Here is an 18,901-nt window from a genome sequence, read left to right as displayed (position 1 = left end):
CCTTTAGGGGATCTGCAAGCCGGGGGGCTGCAGCCATTGCCAATCCAAAATAACCGTCAAATTCTGTCCATCATGCCCCAAGTTTTGGGCTCCTACATCTGCGAATCCATACAGGGCGCAGGGGCCGTTCCCGGTCGCCACGTACCATTTTTGCAACGCAGCGGCGCAGCCTGCTCACAGCGGAGCACGCGGGGCAAACAAGGGGGAATGAACGAGAAAAAGCCCTGCATCCGGCCTGCTGAAGGCAGCAGGGGGCAAGGCTTGAAATGAAGACGCTATTGTGCCGCTGTTTGACCTGCCGCGGGCCAGTGCCCCGGCATGTCCCGTGGAATGCGCGCGCATGTCGGCCGTCACATACGCGCGCCTTTTTTTCTGGTATTTACAGGCTGTCGGTGCCGGGATCATCGGCCGTCAGCGCCACCGGCTGGACGGCATGGCCGGCCATCCGCGCCGTGCCCCCGCTGCCCGCCAGCAGCGCCGCAAACTCGGCCGCAGGCAAGGGTTTGCTGCACAGATAGCCCTGGAAGGCATCGCAGCCGTTGCTGCGCAGAAAGTCCAGCTGCTGCACGGTTTCCACCCCTTCGGCCAGCACCTGCAGGTCCAGGCTGCGGCCCATGGCGATGATGGCCCGGCTGATGGCCATGTCGTCGCCGTTGTGCGGGATGTCGCGGATGAAACCCTGGTCGATCTTGAGCACATCGATGGGAAAGCGCTTGAGGTGGGCCAGCGACGAGTAACCGGTGCCGAAGTCATCGATCGCCAGGCGCACGCCCAGCTCGCGCAGCTTGCGCAGCACGGCCAGGGCTTCGTCCGGCCGCTCGGCCAGCGCGCTTTCGGTGATCTCCAGCTCCAGCGCCTGGGCGCTGTAGCCCGAGCTTTGCAGGGCCCGGGCGGTGCAGCCGGCCACATCGGTCAGCAGGAACTGGTGCGGCGACACGTTCACCGCCACCGACACCTCCGGCAGGCCCTGCATGCGCCAGGCCTGCGCCTGGCGGCAGGCTTCGTGGATCACCCACTCGCCCAGCGGACCGATCAGGCCCGAGCTTTCCGCCACCGGAATGAAGCGCGCCGGGGAGATGAAGCCTTCCTGCGGCTCGTTCCAGCGCAGCAGGGCTTCGGCGCCCACGATGCGGCCGCTGGCAATGTCCACCTGCGGCTGGTAGTACAGCTGCATCTGCCCCAGGCCCATGGCAAGGCGCAGCTTGGCTTCCAGCGCAATGCGCTCGCGCGCGGAAGCGGTCATGCCTTCGTCGTAGAAGCACCAGGCACTGCTTTCGCCCCGCCCTTCCTTGGCGCCGTACACGGCGGCATGAGCCCCCTGAAGCAGGGAGGCCGTGGTGTCGGCATGTTCGGGAAACATGCAGATGCCGGCGCTGACGCTGACCACCACCGCAAAGCCGTCCGGGGAATGCCAGGGCTGAGCGGCGGCCCGGATCAGGCGCTCGGCAATTTCTTCCGCGTCGCCATGGCCATGCAGCTCGCGGGCCAGCACGATGATTTCATCGCCCGCCATGCGGCCGATCATGTCGCCGGGGCGCAGTGCGCCCTGCACCTGGCGGGCAATGTGCTTGAGCACTTCGTCCCCCACCAGATGGCCGTAGCTGTCGTTCACATCCTTGAAACGATCCAGGTTCAGCAGCAGCACCGCCATCTGCTCGCTGCCCTGGCGGGCCTGCTGCACTGCACGCTCCAGTTCCTGGCCGAACCAGGAGCGGTTGGACAGGCCGGTCAGCGGGTCCTTGTGGGCCAGGAACTCCAGCCGCTGCTGCTGTGCCTTCTCCTCGGAGATGTCGGTGAACATGCAGACATAGTGGGTGACGGCGCCCTGGGCATCGTACACGGCGCTCAGCGACATGCGCTCCGGGAAGATGTCGCCGTTCTTGCGGCGGTTCCAGATCTCGCCCCGCCAGTGGCCCGTCTGGTTGAGCGCCTGCCACATGCCCTGGTAGAACGCCTGGCCGTGGCGCCCGGACTTGAACGCGCGCGGCGTCCGTCCCAGCAGCTCTTGCTCCGTATAGCCCAGCAGGCGGGTGAACGCGGGGTTCACCGACAGGATGAGGCTTTGCGAGTCCGTCACCACCACGCCTTCCATGGTGTTGTCCACCACGGTGGCGGCCAGGCGCAGCCGATCCTGCTCCCGGCGGTGTTCGGTCTGGTCGGTGAAGATGCCGGAGAACCGCAGCACCCGGCCCTGGGCATCCAGGTGGCGCGTGCCGCGCGCCTGGAACCAGCGGTATTCGCCATCGAAGCAGCGCACCCGCGCCGTCACTTCGAACAGGGCGCCGGTCTGCAGCGCCTGGGCCACGGCACGGTGCACCTGTTCGCGGTCCTCCGGGTGCAGCAGTTCCTTGAAGCGCACGTCATGCGCCAGGTCCTTGCCGGTGTAGCGCAGCATGGCCGCGACCCCGTCGGAGAAGGTGTAGCGGCGGCGTTCCATGTCCCAGTCCCACATGCCGCTGCCGCTGCCGTCCAGCGCCAGCCGCAGCTGCTGGGTGCTGTAGTCCATGGCCTGGCGGGCGGCCTCGATCTCACTCAGGTCCTGCAGCACATGCACCAGCATGGGCGTACCGTGGTTGTTGCGCACCACGGCCACCGTGCACAGCACCGTGGCACTGCGGCCGTTTTCGGCGTTGCGCACCGTGCGCTGGTTCTGGTAGTGGTCGATCTCGCCGTTCAGCAGGCGGCGCATCTGTTCCTGCGCTTCACCTTCATCGCGGGACGGCGCCAGCGCACGGAAGTCCCGCAGTGCCAGCTCCTGCAGTGTCAGGCCCAGCATGCGGCACAGCCGGCCGTTGGCCCACTGCACATGGCCGGTTCCAGGCTCCACGCGGGCAATGCCGACCGGCGCATGGCGCACGATGTGGAAAAACTCCTGCATGGTGGCCACGCGAGCGGCTTCGGCGCGCATCATGCGCCGCACCTGCCAGGCGGCCAGCAAACCGGTGATGAAGACAAAGATATAGGTCTTCCAGCGCAGCAGCCCCGGCAAAGCCACCGGGTCGTCCACCCAATGCGGAGCCAGCACCTCGGCAGCCCCAAACCAGAGCAGGCCGAATGCCACATAAAAAGCCATGGCCCGCCACGGGGCCAATTGCGGGACAGAGCCCTCTTGCTGCATGTATTACCTCAATCCCTGGCTTGCCCCAGCTTGCTGCGACAATTGCAGGGCTATGACCCAAGCCTATATTCTTACTCTCTCGTGCCCTGACCGCCGCGGCCTGGTGCATGCTGTCTCCGGCTTTCTGCTGGAACAGGGCGCCAACATCGAAGAGGCTGCCCAGTACAACGACAACGCCACCGGGCTGTTTTTCATGCGCGTGCAATTCGCATGCGACAGCCAGGACATGCAGACGCTGAAGACCGCCACCGCCGAAATGGCCGAGCCCTTCCAGATGCAATGGAGCCTGCACGCCCGCTCTGAAGCCATGAAAACCGTGATCATGGTCAGCAAGGAAGGCCACTGCCTGAACGACCTGCTGTTCCGCTGGAAGTCCGGCCTGCTGCCCGTGGACATCCGCGCCATCATCAGCAACCACCGCGAGTTCTACCAACTTGCAGCCAGTTACAACATTCCCTTCCACTACATCCCCGTGACCGCGGCCACCAAAGCCCAGGCCGAAGCACGCCAGATGGAAATTATCGAGGCGGAAGGCGCAGAACTGGTGGTGCTGGCACGATACATGCAAGTCCTGTCGGATAATTTGTGTCAAAAGTTGTCTGGCCGTGCTATCAACATCCACCACAGCTTCCTGCCCAGCTTCAAGGGAGCCAAGCCCTACTACCAGGCCCATGACCGGGGCGTGAAGCTGATCGGAGCCACCGCTCACTACGTGACGGCGCACCTGGATGAAGGCCCCATCATCGAGCAGGACGTGGCCCGTGCCGACCACACCGACACCGTGGAAGACCTGACCGCCCGCGGCCGCGACACCGAAAGCCAGGTGCTGGCCCGTGCCGTGAAGTGGCACAGCGAACACCGCGTGATCCTCAACGGCACCAAGACCGTCGTTTTCCGCTGACACCCGGCCCATGGTCTCGCCCGCCTCGAAACCGCCGCAGCTGCCGGTGACCACGCCGCCGCAGGCCTTCTTCAACAGCAGTGCGGCGCGGCGGATTCCGCCCATCCAGTGCCTGCTGACCTTCGAGGCCCTGGCGCGCCTGCGCAGCGTGACCCAGACGGCCGAGGAGCTGTGCGTCACGCCCAGTGCCGTCAGCCACCGCGTCAAGCAGCTGGAGCAGACCCTGGGCACCCGCCTGTTCGGGCGGGCCGACTTTTCCCTGACCACCGACGGCAGCGCCTACCTGGCCCAGGTGCGCGAAGGCCTGGGCGCGCTGCAGCGCTTTCCCGGCGCCAGCATGCCCACGGGGCGGCGGCGGCTCAAGCTGGCTGTCACGCCCACGTTTGCACGCTGCATCCTGATTCCCCGGCTGAGCCAGTTCACCGCGGCCTACCCCGAGATCGACCTGACCTTGCAGGTGGCCATCCCGCTGCTGGACGTGGTGGCCGAAGACGCCGATCTGATGGTGCGCTACGGTCCCGGCCACTACGCTGACGTGGAGCACATGGAAATCGCCCGCGATGTGCTGACCCCGCTGGCCTCGCCCGCCTTCGTGCGCGATTACGGCCCCTTCGACACCCCGGCCGACTTGGAAAACGTGCCCCTGCTGCGCAGCCCGCTGGAGCCCTGGCGCACCTGGCTGGACGCCGCCGGCCTGGCCTGGCCCGAACCCTCCGAAGGCTCTCAGTTCAACGACATCGGCCTGCTGTGCGACGCTGCGGCGGCCGGCATGGGCGTGGCACCGGTACGGCTCAAGCTGGGCGCCCCCTGGCTGGACAACGGCGCGCTGGTGCGCCTCTTCGATCTGGAAGTGCCCAGTCCCCATGCCCACTACCTGTGCTGGCGCACCGGCACCATGGACCGCTGGGAATGTGCGGCCTTTGCCGAATGGGTCAGCAAGGCCATCTGAAAAGCTGCGCCACGCGGTGAAGCCGGCCTGCGGCCAGGCAGGCGCGGGGCACCGCCCTAGCGTGCTGCCGGCACGGACGCCCCCGCAGAAACGGTCGTCCTTGCCGCTCCGCACCATTTCACACGGGGCTGCAAGAAAACTCACGCACGGGCGGGCCGCCTTCCTCTACAGTGGCAGGCTATGAGCTTAGCCAGCCCCACCCACACCCCGAGCGCGTCCGAGCGCGCCGCCCGCCAGGCCGAAGTGGTCGCCGCCCTGCGCGCCCATGTGCCCGAGCATGCCCTGCTCTACCAGAGCGAAGACACCACTCCCTACGAGTGCGACGGCCTGACCGCCTACCGCCAGCGTCCGCTGGTGGTCTGCCTGCCCGAGACCTATGCCCAGGTCCAGGCCGTGCTCAAGGCCTGCCACGCCGTGCAGGTGCCCGTGGTGGCACGCGGTGCGGGCACGGGACTGTCCGGCGGCGCCATGCCCCATGCCATGGGCGTGACCCTGTCGCTGGCCAAGTTCAACAAGATTCTGAAGGTGGACGCTTTCAGCCGTACGGCCCTGGTGCAGTGCGGCGTGCGCAACCTGGCCATCAGCGAGGCGGCCGCGCCCTTCAACCTGTACTACGCCCCCGATCCCAGCAGCCAGATCGCCTGCACCATCGGCGGCAATGTGGCCGAGAACTCCGGCGGCGTGCACTGCCTGAAATACGGACTGACCGTGCACAACGTGCTGAAGGTCAAGGGCTTCACCATCGAAGGCGAGCCGGTCGAGTTCGGCTCCGACGCGCTGGACGCCCCCGGCTACGACCTGCTGGCCGCCATGATCGGCAGCGAAGGCATGCTGGCCGTGGTGACGGAAGTGACCGTCAAGCTGGTGCCCAAGCCACAGCTGGCGCGCTGCATCATGGCCAGCTTCGACGATGTGCGCAAAGCCGGCGACGCCGTGGCCGCCGTGATTGCGGCGGGCATCATCCCGGCCGGTCTGGAGATGATGGACAAGCCCATGACGGCCGCCGTGGAAGACTTCGTCAAGGCCGGCTACGACCTGACGGCCGAAGCCATTCTGCTGTGCGAATCCGACGGCACGCCCGAAGAGGTGGAAGAGGAAATCGGCCGCATGAGCGCCGTGCTGCGCAATGCCGGCGCCACCGCCATCACCGTGAGCAACAGCGAAGAGGAGCGCATGCGCTTCTGGAGCGGCCGCAAGAACGCCTTCCCGGCATCGGGCCGCATCAGCCCCGACTACATGTGCATGGACTCCACCATTCCGCGCAAGCGCCTGGCCGACATCCTGCTGTCGATCCAGGAGATGGAGAAGAAGTACCAGCTGCGTTGCGCCAACGTGTTCCACGCCGGCGACGGCAATCTGCACCCGCTGATTCTGTTCGATGCGAACGATCCGGACGAGCTGCACCGCTGCGAGCTGTTTGGTGCCGACATTCTGGAAACCAGCGTGGCCATGGGCGGCACGGTGACGGGCGAGCATGGCGTGGGCGTGGAAAAGCTCAACAGCATGTGCACCCAGTTCACCACCGAGGAGAACCTGCAGATGTTTGCGCTGAAAGCCGCGTTCGATCCGGCCGGTCTGCTGAATCCCGGCAAGGTGATTCCCACCCACAACCGCTGCGCCGAATACGGCAAGATGCTGGTGCGTGGCGGGCAGATCAGCCACCCCGATCTGCCCCGATTCTGACGGCTGCCAGCCGCCTTGGGGCGCCCATGGCCTCATGGCCGCGGCGGGGGCCTTGGCGCAGCAGCCAGCCGCCCGCCCGGCCTGACATCCGGGTACAAAGCGTGGCCCGCGCCCCTGCGCCGAAGGCATCACCGCCAGGCACACCTGGCAAAGGTTGCGCCAGCGCAGGCAAACTCTTTCGGGCCTGGTGCAAGATGGCGCTCAACCGCCTGCCGCCACCGGTGTGATCACCGGCTGCGGCGATTCCACCTGCGCACGCACCATGCCCACCGCACCACGCCGCCAACGCCTGCCGACCGCTGTCCGCATTCAGCAGATCCTGGACGCCGCCCTTGCCGAGTTCTCGCGCCAGGGCTACACCGCGGCCCGCATGGAGGACATCGCCCAGGCGGCCCAGCTGTCCAAGGGCGGGCTGTACGCCCATTTCCCCAGCAAGGAGGCCCTGCTGCAGACCCTGCTGGAACGCCCCCTGGTGGAACAGCAGGACTGGTGGCCCGATCATGTGCAGACCCTGGAGCAGCTGGTAAATGCCTTCGTGGACCACACGCTGCAACGCTTGGCCGAGCCCACCACCCTGCCCGTGCTGCGCCTGCTGCTGGCCGAAAGCCCGCGCCTGCCACCTGCCATGCGGGACTGGCACCAGCGCATGCTGCAGCTGCATGCCCAGACCCACACACGCCTGATGCAGCGCGCCATCGACCAGGGCCTGCTGCCCGCCCACCCGGCACCGCTGGACTGCAGCCTGCTGCTGGTACCGTTGCTGCACAGCGTGTTCATGATTTTGGCCAGCGGCCAGCCGCTGACGCCCTCCCAGCTGGACGCGCTGCGCCCCCAGCACCAGGCCCTGCTGCTGCGCCTGCTGCGTCCCTGACCGCACTGCACACGAACCTTCCATGCAGCACGCGATCGATGTGTCGCTAAAAACCGACCAGTCGGTAGCGCGCTTGACTTAACTCAAGGCAGGCCCGAGGCTTGGCAATGACACTGTCAAGTAACAAGGGCCATGGTCCCGTGGCCCATGTGCCGGTCTTGAACTGGCCATACCGAGTGCCTTGCCATGCAAACACCTGTATTTACGCCCCTCTTGGGTCGCCCCACCTGGGTCGCTGCCGTGCTGTGCACCGCCTTGCTCAGTGGCTGTGCCCCGGGTGCCCGGCCAGTGGCCCACAGACAGTCCTGTCGGCAGCACCGCCGCTGCAGATGCCGTCCTGCCGGACTGGCGCGCCATGGTGCAGGATCCCACGCTAGCCCAGCTGCTGGAACAGAGCCTGGCCCACAACCACGATCTGCGTCTGGCCTTGCTGCGCGTGGAAGAGGCCCGTGCCGCCCATGGCATCCAGCGGGCCGACCGTTTTCCCACGCTGGCGGTGGGCAGCAGCCACGCCCGCGCCCGCGTGCCGGGTGACCTGAATGTCAGCGGCCGCCCGGTCACCGGCAGCGACCACGAGGTGTTCGTGGGCCTCAACAGTTGGGAGCTGGACCTGTGGGGCCGCGTGCGCAGCCTGGACGAAGCCGCCCTGCAGCAGTACCTGGCCACTGCCGCAGGCGCCCGGGCCACCCAGCTCAGCCTGCTGGGCCAGGTGGCGCGCAGCTACCTGGCGCTGCGCGAGCTGGACGAACGCCTGCGCCTGGCGCGCAGCACCGTCGAGAGCCGGGCAGAAACGCTGCGCATCTTCACCCGCCGCTATGAAGTGGGCAGCATCTCCAAGTACGCGCTGACCCAGGTGCAAAGCCTGCACAACCAGGCGCTGTCGCTGGCCGTCTCGCTAGAACAGGAACGTGCCCAGATCGCCCACAGCCTGGCGCAGCTGACGGGCCAGCCCACGGCCCAGCTGGCCAAACTGCCGGCCTTGCCTGCAGGGGCCTCCGTGTTCCGCGCCGTGCCGGTGGGCCTCCCCTCGGCCCTGCTGCAGGCCCGGCCGGACATCGTCGCGGCCGAGTACCAGCTGCAGGCCGCCCACGCCCAGGTGGCCGCCGCACGCGCCGCGTTCTTTCCGCGCATTGCACTGACCGGCAGCTTTGGTACGGCCAGCGCCCAGCTCGACGGGCTGTTCGGCTCCGGCAGCCAGGCCTGGACCTTTGCCCCCAGCATCTCGCTGCCGATCTTCGATGGCGGCCGCCGCAGCGCCAACCTGGACCTGGCGGCCGTGCGCCAGCACAGTGCCGTGGCCAGCTACGAGCGCAGCGTGCAGACCGCTTTCCGCGAAGTCTCCGATGCACTGTCCGCCCGCCACCACCTGGCCCGCCAGACCCAGGTGCAGCGCGACAACCTGCAGGTGCTGCAGGAACGCGCCCGCCTGGCCCAGCTGCGCTACGACAACGGCGCCTCGCCCTATCTGGATGTGCTGGATGCCCAGCGCGACCTGCTCACCGCCGCCCAGCAGGCGGTGCAGGCCCATTACGCGCTGCAGACCGCCCAGGTCAGCCTGTACACGGCCCTGGGTGGCGCACCGGCCCCCGTGAACCCCTAACCAAAGTCCACCGCCATGTCCCTGTCCCCCCGTACCCAGAAATCCCTGACCCTGGTGGCCGTGGCCGCCGCACTGGTGCTGGCCGGCGGCTACGCCTGGAAGCAATGGCAGGCCAGCCATGCCGATGCCGGCCTGGCCAGCGGCAACGGCCGCATCGAGGCCACCGAGATCGACGTGGCCACCAAGCTCGGCGGCCGGGTCGAAGAGATCCTGGTCACCGAAGGCGCGTTCGTGAAGGCCGGCGAACTGCTGGCACGCATGCAGATCCACGCCCTGCAGGCCCAGCGCGCCGAAGCAGTGGCCGGCAAGGACCGTGCCGTGCACACCGTGGCCGCCGCCAAGGCCCAGGTGGCGCTGCGCGAAAGCGACCACGCCGCTGCACTGGCCATGGTGAGCCAGCGTGAAGCCGAGCTGGACGCGGCCCGCCGCCGCCTGGCCCGGTCCGAAACCCTGGCCAAGGAAGGCGCCAGCGCCGTGCAGGAGCTGGACGATGACCGTGCCCGCGTGCGCGGCGCCGAAGCCGCACTCAAGGCCACCCAGGCCCAGGCCGCCGCCGCCAAGGCCGCCATCGAGGCGGCCCGTGCCGACGTCACCGGCTCGGACTCTGCCGTCAAGGCCGCGGCCGCCACCGTGCAGCGCGTCGATGCCGAACTGGACGACAGCCAGCTCACCGCACCGCGCGATGCACGCGTGCAGTTCCGTCTGGCCCAGCCCGGCGAGGTGCTGGGTGCCGGCGGCAAGGTGCTGAACCTGGTGGACCTGTCGGACGTCTACATGGGCTTTTTCCTGCCCGAAACCGTGGCCGGCCGCGTGGCGCTGGGCTCGGAGGTGCGCATCGTGCTGGACGCCGCGCCGCAATGGGTAATTCCTGCCACCGTGAGCTTTGTGGCCAGCACGGCCCAGTTCACCCCCAAGACCGTGGAAACCGCCAGCGAGCGCCAGAAACTGATGTTCCGCGTCAGGGCCCAGATCGACCCCGAGCTGCTGCAGAAACACCTCAAGCAGGTCAAGACCGGCCTGCCCGGCCAGGCCTGGGTGCTGGCTGAACCCGGCGCCCAGTGGCCCGCCCACCTGCAGGTGAAGCTGCCGGAGTAAGCGCGCATGGCCATCTCCCTCTCCGCCCCGCCTGCGGCCCGGCTGCAGGATGTGCACCTGCGCTATGGCGCCACCGAGGCCCTGCGCGGCATCACGCTGGACATTCCCGCGGGCGGCATGGTGGGCCTGATCGGCCCGGACGGCGTGGGCAAGTCCAGTCTGCTGTCGCTGCTGTCCGGCGCCCGCGCGGTGCAGCAGGGCGAAGTCTGGGCGCTGGGCGGCGACATGCGCAGCAAGGCGCACCGCGACCGCGTCTGCCCCCGCATCGCCTACATGCCCCAGGGCCTGGGCAAGAACCTGTACCCCACGCTGTCGGTGGAAGAGAACCTGCAGTTCTTCGGTCGCCTGTTCGGCCACGATGCGGCCGAGCGCCGCGCCCGCATCGACGATCTGACGCAGAGCACCGGCCTGAAGAAATTCCTGCAGCGTCCGGCCGGCAAGCTCTCGGGCGGCATGAAGCAGAAGCTGGGGCTGTGCTGTGCACTGATCCACGATCCGGACCTGCTGATCCTGGACGAGCCCACCACCGGCGTCGACCCGCTGGCCCGCGCCCAGTTCTGGGATCTGATCCAGCGCATCCGCACCACCCGCCCGCAGATGAGCGTGCTGGTGGCCACGGCCTATATGGACGAGGCCCAGCGCTTTGACTGGCTGGTGGCCATGGACGACGGCCTGGTGCTGGACACCGGCACACCGGCCGAGCTGCTGGCACGCACCGCCACGCAGTCGCTGGAGGCGGCCTTCATTGCCCTGCTGCCCGAAGCCAAGAAGCGCGGCCACGCCGAAGTGGTGATTCCCCCGCTGCCCGCCGGCACCGGCGGCGCGGAAGACATCGCCATCGAGGCCCAGGACCTGACCATGCGCTTCGGCGATTTTGTCGCCGTTGACCATGTGAACTTCCGCATCCGCCGGGGCGAGATCTTTGGTTTTCTCGGCTCCAACGGCTGCGGCAAGTCCACCACCATGAAGATGCTGACCGGACTGATGCCGGCCAGCGAAGGCCAGGCCTGGCTGTTCGGCAAGGCCGTGAATCCCAACGACATCGCCACGCGCAAGCGCGTGGGCTACATGTCGCAGGCGTTTTCGCTCTACGGCGAGCTGACGGTGGAACAGAACCTGGTGCTGCACGCCCGGCTGTTCCACGTACCCGAAGCCGATGTGCCGGCACGCGTGCAGGAGATGCTGGAGCGTTTCGGCCTGACCGGAGAGCGCCAGGACCTGCCCGACAAGCTGCCCCTGGGCCTGCGCCAGCGCCTGTCGCTGGCCGTGGCCATGGTGCACCGGCCCGAACTGCTGATCCTGGACGAGCCCACCTCGGGCGTGGACCCGGTGGCGCGCGACCAGTTCTGGCGCCTGCTGGTGGAGCTGTCGCGCCGCGACCGCGTGACCATCTTCATCTCCACCCACTTCATGAACGAGGCCGCACGCTGCGACCGCATGTCGATGATGCACGCCGGCAAGGTGCTGGACAGCGACACGCCCGCCGCGCTCACCGCCAAGCGCGGCGCAGCCACCCTGGAAGAGGCCTTCATCGGCTATCTGGTCGAAGCCTCGGGCGAGGCGGCGCCGCAGCTCGATGCCCCCAAGGACGCTGCCCCCTCGACGGCCGCCCCTGCCGTCACGGCGCCGGATGCCGGCAAGGACCCTGCCCGCTTCAGCCTGCAGCGCCTGTGGAGCTATCTGTGGCGCGAATCGCTGGAGCTGCAGCGCGACCCGGTGCGCGCCACGCTGGCCCTGGTGGGATCGCTGGTGCTGATGGTGGTGATCGGCTTTGGCATCAGCATGGATGTGGAGGACCTGAAATTCGCCGTGCTGGACCGTGACCAGAGCACGCTGAGCCAGAGCTACACGCAAAGCCTGTCGGGTTCGCGCTACTTCATCGAGCAGCCTCCACTGACCTCCTACGAGGACCTGGACCAGCGCATGCGCAGCGGCGCCATCGCACTGGCCATCGAGATCCCGCCGGGCTTCGGCCGCGACGTGCTGCGCGGCAGCCCGGTGGCCGTGGGCGCCTGGTTCGACGGCGCCATGCCCCAGCGTGGCGAGACCGTCAAAGGCTATGTGCAGGGCATGCACCAGCACTGGTTGGCCCAGCAGGTGCGCGAGCGCACGGGGGCCAGCATGGGCAGCCAGGTCTCCATCGAAACGCGCTTTCGCTACAACCCGGACGTGAAGAGCCTGCCGGCCATGGTGCCGGCCGTGATTCCCATGCTGCTGCTGATGTTCCCCGCCATGCTCACCGCCCTGGCCGTGGTGCGTGAAAAAGAGCTGGGCTCCATCGTCAACCTGTACGTGACGCCCGTGACCCGCACGGAATTCCTGCTGGGCAAACAGCTGCCCTATGTGGCCCTGGCGCTGCTGAACTACCTGCTGATGTGCGCCATGGCCGTGTTCGCCTTTGGCGTGCCCATGACCGGCAGCTTTGTGGCGCTGACACTGGCCGCCGTGCTGTTTGCCATCATCGCCACCGGCATGGGGCTGCTGGCCTCGGCCGTCACCCGCAGCCAGATCGCCGCCCTGTTCTTCGCCATGCTGGGCACCCTGATTCCGGCCACACAGTTTTCGGGCCTCACCGACCCGGTCAGCTCGCTGGAAGGCGCGGGCCGCTGGATTGGCGAGATCTACCCCGCCACCCACATGTTCGCCATCAGCCGGGGCGTGTTCAGCAAGGCCCTGGGCCTGCACGACCTGGGCAGCGCCTATGTGCCGCTGCTGCTGGCCATCCCCGTGATCATGGGCATTGCCATCTGGGCACTGCCCAAGCAGGAAAAATGATGGAACACCGCCCAGCGTCGCTGTCCGCCTTCTCCCCACGCGCTCGCTGCGCGGGGGCGGGGCGACGGCCGCCTCGCGGCGGAGCGGCGCCGGCGCGCTGCCGCTGGCGAACGGGGTCCGGGCATGCGACCGGGGTCCCCCCAGGCATCCCGCCTGCGGGCCCGGCGCCCCGCACGAACCACCCAACCATGCAGGGGGAGCCATGCCATGCTGCATAGCCTGAAGAACATCTGGCGCCTGGGCGTCAAGGAACTGTGGAGCCTGTGGCGCGACCCGGTGATGCTGGTGCTCATCGTCTACACCTTCACCGCCTCGGTCTACACCTCCGCCTCGGCCATGCCCGAGACCTTGCACCACGCGCCCATCGCCATCGTGGACCAGGACCAGTCGCCGCTGTCGGCTCGCATCAGCTCGGCCTTCTATCCGCCGCAGTTCATGCCCCCGCAGATGCTGGAATGGCAGCAGGTCGACCCCGGCATGGATGCCGGCCGCTTCACCTTTGCCCTGACCATTCCCCCCGGGTTCCAGCGCGACGTGCTGGCCGGCAAGAAGGCCGAGCTGCAGCTGAATGTGGACGCCACCCGCATGAGCCAGGCGTTTTCGGGCAGCGGCTACATCCAGCAGATCGTCACGGCCGAAATCACTGAATTCACCCAGCGCCACCGCTCGGCCAGCGCGCTGCCGGTGGATCTGGAGCTGCGTGCGCGCTTCAACCCGTCGCTGAACAAGGTCTGGTTCGGCGGGCTGATGCAGATCATCAACAACGTGACCATGCTGTCCATCATCCTGACCGGCGCGGCCCTGATCCGCGAGCGCGAGCACGGCACCATCGAACACCTGCTGGTGATGCCCGTCACCCCCACCGAGATCATGCTGGCCAAGGTCTGGTCCATGGGGGCGGTGGTGCTGGTGGCGGCCGGGGTGTCGCTCAATCTGGTGGTGCGCGGCTTTCTGCAGGTGCCGATCGAAGGCAGCATTCCGCTGTTCATGGCCGGCGCGGCGCTGTGCCTGTTTGCCACCACGGCCATGGGCATCTTCATGGCCACGGTGGCGCGTTCCATGCCCCAGTTCGGCCTGCTGATGGTGCTGACCCTGCTGCCGCTGCAGCTGCTGTCCGGCGGCATGACCCCGCGCGAATCCATGCCCCAGCTGGTGCAGGACATCATGCTGCTGGCGCCCACCACGCACTTTGTGGAACTGGGCCAGGCCATCCTCTACCGCGGCGCAGGCCTGGACGTGGTGTGGAAGCCGTTTGCCGCACTGGCCGTGATCGGCGCTGCGCTGTTCGCCCTGTCCCTCGCGCGTTTTCGAAAGACCATCAGCCAGATGGCCTGACCCGCTAGGCCGCCTTAGGGCGCCTTGCCGGAGCGCATCAGGTGCAGCGCCAGCGCATGGTAGGCCGGCAGCGAGGTGGCGTCGTTGGCCGCATTGCCGGCCACCGGGTGTGATGCAAACCGCGCGATCACCATCTCGGCCTGGGGATCGATGTAGAGGGTCTGGCCATGCACGCCACGCGCGGCAAAGGCCCCGTGGGCGTTGTGCGTCACCCACCACATGTTCCGGTACGACCAGCCGGGCAGCTGGCGGTAGCCGGCCTGCGCAAAATCGGCCGGATTGCCGCCGCGGCGGATGTCGGCCACCGCAGCGGCCGGCAGAATGCGCCGGCCCTGGAACACCCCGCCATTGCGCAGCATCTCTCCGAACCGTGCCATGTCGCGCAGGCCCAGGTTCAGGCCGCCGCCGGCAAAAGGCGTACCGGTGGCATCCACCGTCATATAGGCATCCTGCTCGGTGCCCAGCCGGCTCCATATGCGGTCGGACAGCAGCTCGGCCACCGACTGCCCGGAAACCCGCGCCAGCACCCAGCCCAGGGCATCGGTATTGGCCGTGCGGTAGCCAAAGGCCGCGCCATGCGTGCCCAGCGGCTGCACCGTCTGCAGAAACTCGTAATAGCTGCGCGGGCCGTTGTAGTCCGCCGGCTTGGGCAGCGGGTTGCCTGCGGCCGCATGGGCCCAGACTTCGGCCTTGGGATCGGCATAGTCTTCGCTGAAGCGGATGCCGGTGGTCATGTCCATCACCTGGCGCACGGTGGCGCTGCCGAAGGCGGAAGCCGCCAGCTCCGGCACATAGTCGGCCACGCGGCGTGCCGGGTCCAGCCGGCCTTCGGCCACCAGCATGGCGGCCAGCGTGCCCACGAACGACTTGGTCACCGACATGGCCGCATGCTGGCCCTGGGGCTGCAGCGCACCGAAGTAACGCTCGTACACCACGCGGCCGCGGTGCAGCACCACGATCCCGTCGGTGTAATTGGCGGCCAGCGACTGCTCCCAGCTCATGGGCTGGTCGGACCCCAGGGGCAGGAACTGCAGCGCATCGATATCACGGCGCAACGCACGCGGCAGCGCCACAGGGGCTCCCAGCCCGCGCGACACATTCACCGTGGGCATCAGCTGGCGAAAATGGGCCACGCTCCAGCGCAGTGCCGGAAAGCGGAAGTACGAACCATCGTCAAAACGCAGCACGCGGTCGGCAGGCGGCGGCGACCCCACCATCCACCCCATGCGGGCCGGGTCACTGGCCGCGGCATCGGGGTAGGCGGTCTGGACCTGGGCCTGCACCCCGGCCGATGCCAGAAGCAGCCATGCACAGGCGACGGAGGAAACACGGTGTGGCAATGTCATGGCAGCAGGCTTTCAGAAGGCGGCGCCCCACAGCACCTCCCTGCATGCTGCCAGAACCTGCCGTCTACCGCCCCGGCAACACCCTTCGGCGCCGCACCCAGGCGAACCGCGAGACCGGCGCCCAGGCAGTGCTCAGCGCTGCACGCCCCATTTGCGCACCGTCAGGCGCTCCAGCGTGTGGAAGCCCAGGGTCTCCACCAGCAGGCCGATGGCAATCACGGTGAGCAGGCCGGCAAACACCTTGTCGGTGTAGAGCTCGTTGCGGTTCTGGAAGATGTACCAGCCCAGCCCGCCTTTGCCGGAGGAGGCACCGAACACCAGCTCGGCCGCAATCAGCGTGCGCCAGGCAAAGGCCCAGGCGATCTTCAGGCCCGACAGAATCGACGGCAGCGCGGCCGGAATCAGGATCTGCAGCACATAGCGCACACCGGACAGTCCGTAGTTGCGCCCCGCCATGCGCAGCGTCTCGGGCACGGCCTGGAAGCCCGCATAGGTGTTCAGCGCCAGCGGCCACAGCACCGAATGCACCAGCACGAACAGCAGGCTGCCCTGGCCCAGACCGAACCACAGCAGCGCCAGCGGCAGCAACGCAATCGCGGGCAACGGGTTGAACATGCTGGTCAGCGTGGTCAGCAGATCGCGCCCCAGCTGGGTGGACACCGCCAGCGTGGTCAGCACCAGCGCACCGACAATACCCAGCGCATAGCCCTGCACCAGCACCACCAGCGAAGCCACGGCCTTGCCCAGCAGCTCGCCGCTGGCCCAGCCTTCCACCAGAGCGCGCACCGTGGCGGTGAACGTGGGCAGCAGCAGATCGTTGTCCTGCCACAGCGCCAGCGCCTGCCACAGCGCCGCCAGCACGGCCAGGATCAGCCCCCGGCGCACGGCGGCCAGTCCCCACAGCCGGGCAAACCAGGACAGGGGCTGGGTGGGAGCGACCGTGCCCAGAGGCTCCAGCGCGCGTTCGTATTCCGGGCGCACCGGTGGCTGGGTGGCCGCCTGGGGATTCCGGTCCGGGATAGCGGTGATCGTGCTCATGGCGTGCTCACAGGCTGACGGGCATGGTGGCCCAGGTGGGTTGCAGACCGTCCGCCAGATCGCGCGCCTCCCGCACGGGCGGGGCCGCCGACGGCGGCTGCGCACCGGGAGCGGTGGGCGAAGCGGCCACGGGCGGCGCCTCGAACAGCAGGCGGTGGATGCGCTGGGCCGTGGCCTGGAAGGCTTCGCTGCCCTGGCTGGCCAGATCGAAGGCATGGCTGTTGACCTCGGCCCGCACCCGACCCGGATGGGGCGAGAGGATGGCAATCCGGTTGCCCACCACCAGCGCCTCTTCGATCGAATGGGTGACAAACACCAGCGTGAAGCGGAACTCCTCCCACAGCGCCAGCAGCTCCTCCTGCATGCGGCGGCGGGTCAGCGCATCCAGCGCGGCAAAAGGCTCGTCCATCAGCAGCACGCGCGGCTGCATGGCCAGCGCACGGGCAATGGCCACGCGCTGCTTCATGCCTCCGGACAGCTGGTGCGGGTGCGCATCGGCAAACTGCGCCAGGCCCACCTTGGCGATCACGGCATCGGCGCGTTCGCGTGCCGCTGCGCGTGGCAGCTGGCCGGAGGCCAGCAGCGGGAACATCACGTTCTCGCGCACCGTCTTCCAGGGCGGCAGCTGGTCAAACTCCTGGAACACCACCACCCGGTCCGGACCGGGCCCGTGCACCGGCTGGCCGTCCAGCAGGATCTGCCCTTCGGCCGGGGTGATGAAGCCGCCCAGCGCCTTGAGCAGGCTGCTCTTGCCGCAGCCCGAAGCGCCCAGCAGCACAAAGCGGTCGCCTTCGAACACATCCAGGCTGACCCGGTGCGTGGCCCGCACCTGCTGCCGCGTGGTAGCGTAGACCAGGCTCACATCCTGCACCTGCAGCAGCGGCTGGGTGCCGTGCTCTGCGTGCGCCGACACTTCGCCTGCGGCAGCGGCGGCAGATGCTGCCGCCTCCTGCCCCACGGCCGTTCTGTGCACCGGCGCCGCATGGGTCGGCCACGGCATGACGGCGGCGGGTACGGCCGCGGCTTCGGCCAGATCGGTGTGCCAATGGCCCCCGGCCATCAGCCCGGCCGGGCCTTCCCATTCGGCTGCCAGTTGCTGCCAGAAGCGCTGGCGCACCGCTGCAAAGCGTGTCATCGTCATTTCTCCCAAGCGGAAAACCGGCGCCGCGTCAGTTGCCGCCCGCCACGCGGGGATCGTCAAAGAAGTAATCCGACAGCTGTGCCGGCGTGGCCTTGATGGCCCCCACACGCTGCAGGAACTGGCCCAGCGCCAGCGTGCGCTGCGGCTGCACGGTGAACTGCACCTGCGGGCTGCGGATGACGTCCAGCACCAGCTTGCGGTCCTGCTTGCCGCCAGTGACCTTCAGGTAGATATCGGCCGCCTGCTCCGGGTTCTTCTGCACGAACTGCGCCGCCTCGTGCAGTGCATCCAGGAAGGCACGGTAGGTCTTGGGGCTGTCGTTGCGGAACTTCTCGGTGGCGTAGAGCACGGTGGATGAGGCCGGTCCGCCCTGCACGTCGTACGAGTTCAGCACCACGCGCGCCTGTGGGTTGGCGGCCAGCTCCTGCTCCTGGAACGGCGGGTTGCCGAAGTGGGCGGTGATTTCCGTGCCGCCCTTGATGATGGCCGCGGCTGCCTCGGGGTGGGGAATGGCCACCTGCAACCGGTCCAGCCTGTTGTACTGTGCGTCGCCCCATTGCTTGGCCGATGCCAGTTGCAGAATGCGCGACTGCACCGACACGCCCACCGCCGGCAGCGCAATGCGGTCCTTGTCGCTGAAATCGGCAATGGTCTTGACGGCCGGGTTGTTGCTCACCAGCAGATAGGGGAAGTTGCCCAGCGAGGCCACGCCCTTGACGTTCTGCTTGCCCTTGGTGCGGTCCCACAGCGTGAACAGCGGGCCCACGCCGGCCCCGGCGATATCCACATTGCCGGACAGCAGGGCATCGTTGATGGCTGCGCCGCCGGAAAGCTGCAGAAAGTCCACCGTGATGTCCACGCCCCGGCTCTTGCCGTGCTTTTCGATCAGTTTTTGCTCCTGCGCCACGTTCAGCAGCAGGTAGACGATGCCGAACTGCTGGGCAATGCGCAGCTGGCCTTCCTTGGCATGGGCGGCAGGTGCAGCCATGGCGGCGGCCAGCACCGCGGTAGCGGCCAGGGTGCCGGTCACGGAACGGCGCAGCGCGGGG

General features: G+C 68.0%; 13 protein-coding genes. 8 read left to right on the top strand and 5 right to left on the bottom strand.

Annotated elements, in window-relative coordinates; translation table 11 throughout:
• Positions 1 to 379: 379 nt before the first annotated feature.
• A complete protein-coding gene (locus KW830_RS19625) occupies positions 380 to 3,073 on the bottom strand; it encodes a GGDEF and EAL domain-containing protein (RefSeq protein WP_218334136.1) in 2,694 nt (897 codons plus the stop codon).
• Positions 3,074 to 3,170: 97 nt separating this feature from the next.
• On the opposite strand from KW830_RS19625, the gene purU reads away from it, so the two are divergent.
• The 8 genes from purU (at position 3,171) to KW830_RS19585 (ending at position 14,327) form a co-directional block, all read left to right on the top strand.
• Complete coding sequence (gene purU, locus KW830_RS19620) at positions 3,171 to 4,019, top strand: formyltetrahydrofolate deformylase (protein ID WP_218334135.1); 849 nt, start codon at positions 3,171 to 3,173, stop codon at positions 4,017 to 4,019.
• Positions 4,020 to 4,029: 10 nt separating this feature from the next.
• The gene (locus KW830_RS19615; protein ID WP_083520620.1) at positions 4,030 to 4,968 is read left to right on the top strand and encodes a LysR substrate-binding domain-containing protein; all 939 of its coding nucleotides are present in this window, start codon (positions 4,030 to 4,032) and stop codon (positions 4,966 to 4,968) included.
• A 180-nt stretch (positions 4,969 to 5,148) separates the two neighbouring features.
• The gene (locus KW830_RS19610) at positions 5,149 to 6,651 is read left to right on the top strand and encodes an FAD-linked oxidase C-terminal domain-containing protein (RefSeq protein ID WP_192334806.1); all 1,503 of its coding nucleotides are present in this window, start codon (positions 5,149 to 5,151) and stop codon (positions 6,649 to 6,651) included.
• Positions 6,652 to 6,913: 262 nt separating this feature from the next.
• Positions 6,914 to 7,522 (top strand): TetR/AcrR family transcriptional regulator, encoded by a 609-nt coding sequence (locus KW830_RS19605; RefSeq protein ID WP_218334134.1) that lies wholly within the window; start codon positions 6,914 to 6,916, stop codon positions 7,520 to 7,522.
• A gap of 268 nt (positions 7,523 to 7,790) precedes the next feature.
• Positions 7,791 to 9,122 (top strand): efflux transporter outer membrane subunit, encoded by a 1,332-nt coding sequence (locus tag KW830_RS19600; RefSeq protein ID WP_370626160.1) that lies wholly within the window; start codon positions 7,791 to 7,793, stop codon positions 9,120 to 9,122.
• A 15-nt stretch (positions 9,123 to 9,137) separates the two neighbouring features.
• Entirely contained in the window at positions 9,138 to 10,217 is a 1,080-nt protein-coding gene (locus KW830_RS19595) for an HlyD family secretion protein (protein ID WP_218334133.1), read from the top strand.
• 6 nt (positions 10,218 to 10,223) lie between these two features.
• Positions 10,224 to 12,992: a ribosome-associated ATPase/putative transporter RbbA gene (gene rbbA, locus KW830_RS19590; RefSeq protein ID WP_218334132.1), complete on the top strand. Its 2,769-nt coding sequence runs from the start codon at positions 10,224 to 10,226 to the stop codon at positions 12,990 to 12,992.
• A 207-nt stretch (positions 12,993 to 13,199) separates the two neighbouring features.
• Positions 13,200 to 14,327, top strand: coding sequence for an ABC transporter permease (locus KW830_RS19585; RefSeq protein WP_066541237.1), 1,128 nt, complete (start codon positions 13,200 to 13,202; stop codon positions 14,325 to 14,327).
• Between the two features lie 14 nt (positions 14,328 to 14,341).
• Here the strand turns inward: KW830_RS19585 and KW830_RS19580 are convergent, their stop codons facing one another.
• The 4 genes from KW830_RS19580 to KW830_RS19565 all read right to left on the bottom strand — a co-directional run bounded on the left by KW830_RS19580 (position 14,342) and on the right by KW830_RS19565 (position 18,840).
• A complete protein-coding gene (locus tag KW830_RS19580; RefSeq protein ID WP_218334131.1) occupies positions 14,342 to 15,673 on the bottom strand; it encodes a serine hydrolase in 1,332 nt (443 codons plus the stop codon).
• 132 nt (positions 15,674 to 15,805) lie between these two features.
• Entirely contained in the window at positions 15,806 to 16,711 is a 906-nt protein-coding gene (locus KW830_RS19575) for an ABC transporter permease (RefSeq protein WP_218334130.1), read from the bottom strand.
• A gap of 7 nt (positions 16,712 to 16,718) precedes the next feature.
• Complete coding sequence (locus tag KW830_RS19570; protein ID WP_218334257.1) at positions 16,719 to 17,711, bottom strand: ABC transporter ATP-binding protein; 993 nt, start codon at positions 17,709 to 17,711, stop codon at positions 16,719 to 16,721.
• A gap of 169 nt (positions 17,712 to 17,880) precedes the next feature.
• Positions 17,881 to 18,840, bottom strand: a complete 960-nt coding sequence (locus KW830_RS19565) for an ABC transporter substrate-binding protein (RefSeq protein WP_255578916.1) — start codon at positions 18,838 to 18,840, stop codon at positions 17,881 to 17,883.
• Positions 18,841 to 18,901 lie beyond the last annotated feature (61 nt).

The sequence above is a fragment of the Comamonas sp. CMM03 genome, from assembly GCF_019218715.1.
Taxonomy (GTDB): Bacteria; Pseudomonadota; Gammaproteobacteria; order Burkholderiales; family Burkholderiaceae_C; genus Comamonas; species Comamonas terrigena.
The sequence above is the reverse complement of the archived record's forward strand: the minus strand, read 5'-3'. Positions and strand labels throughout refer to the sequence as shown.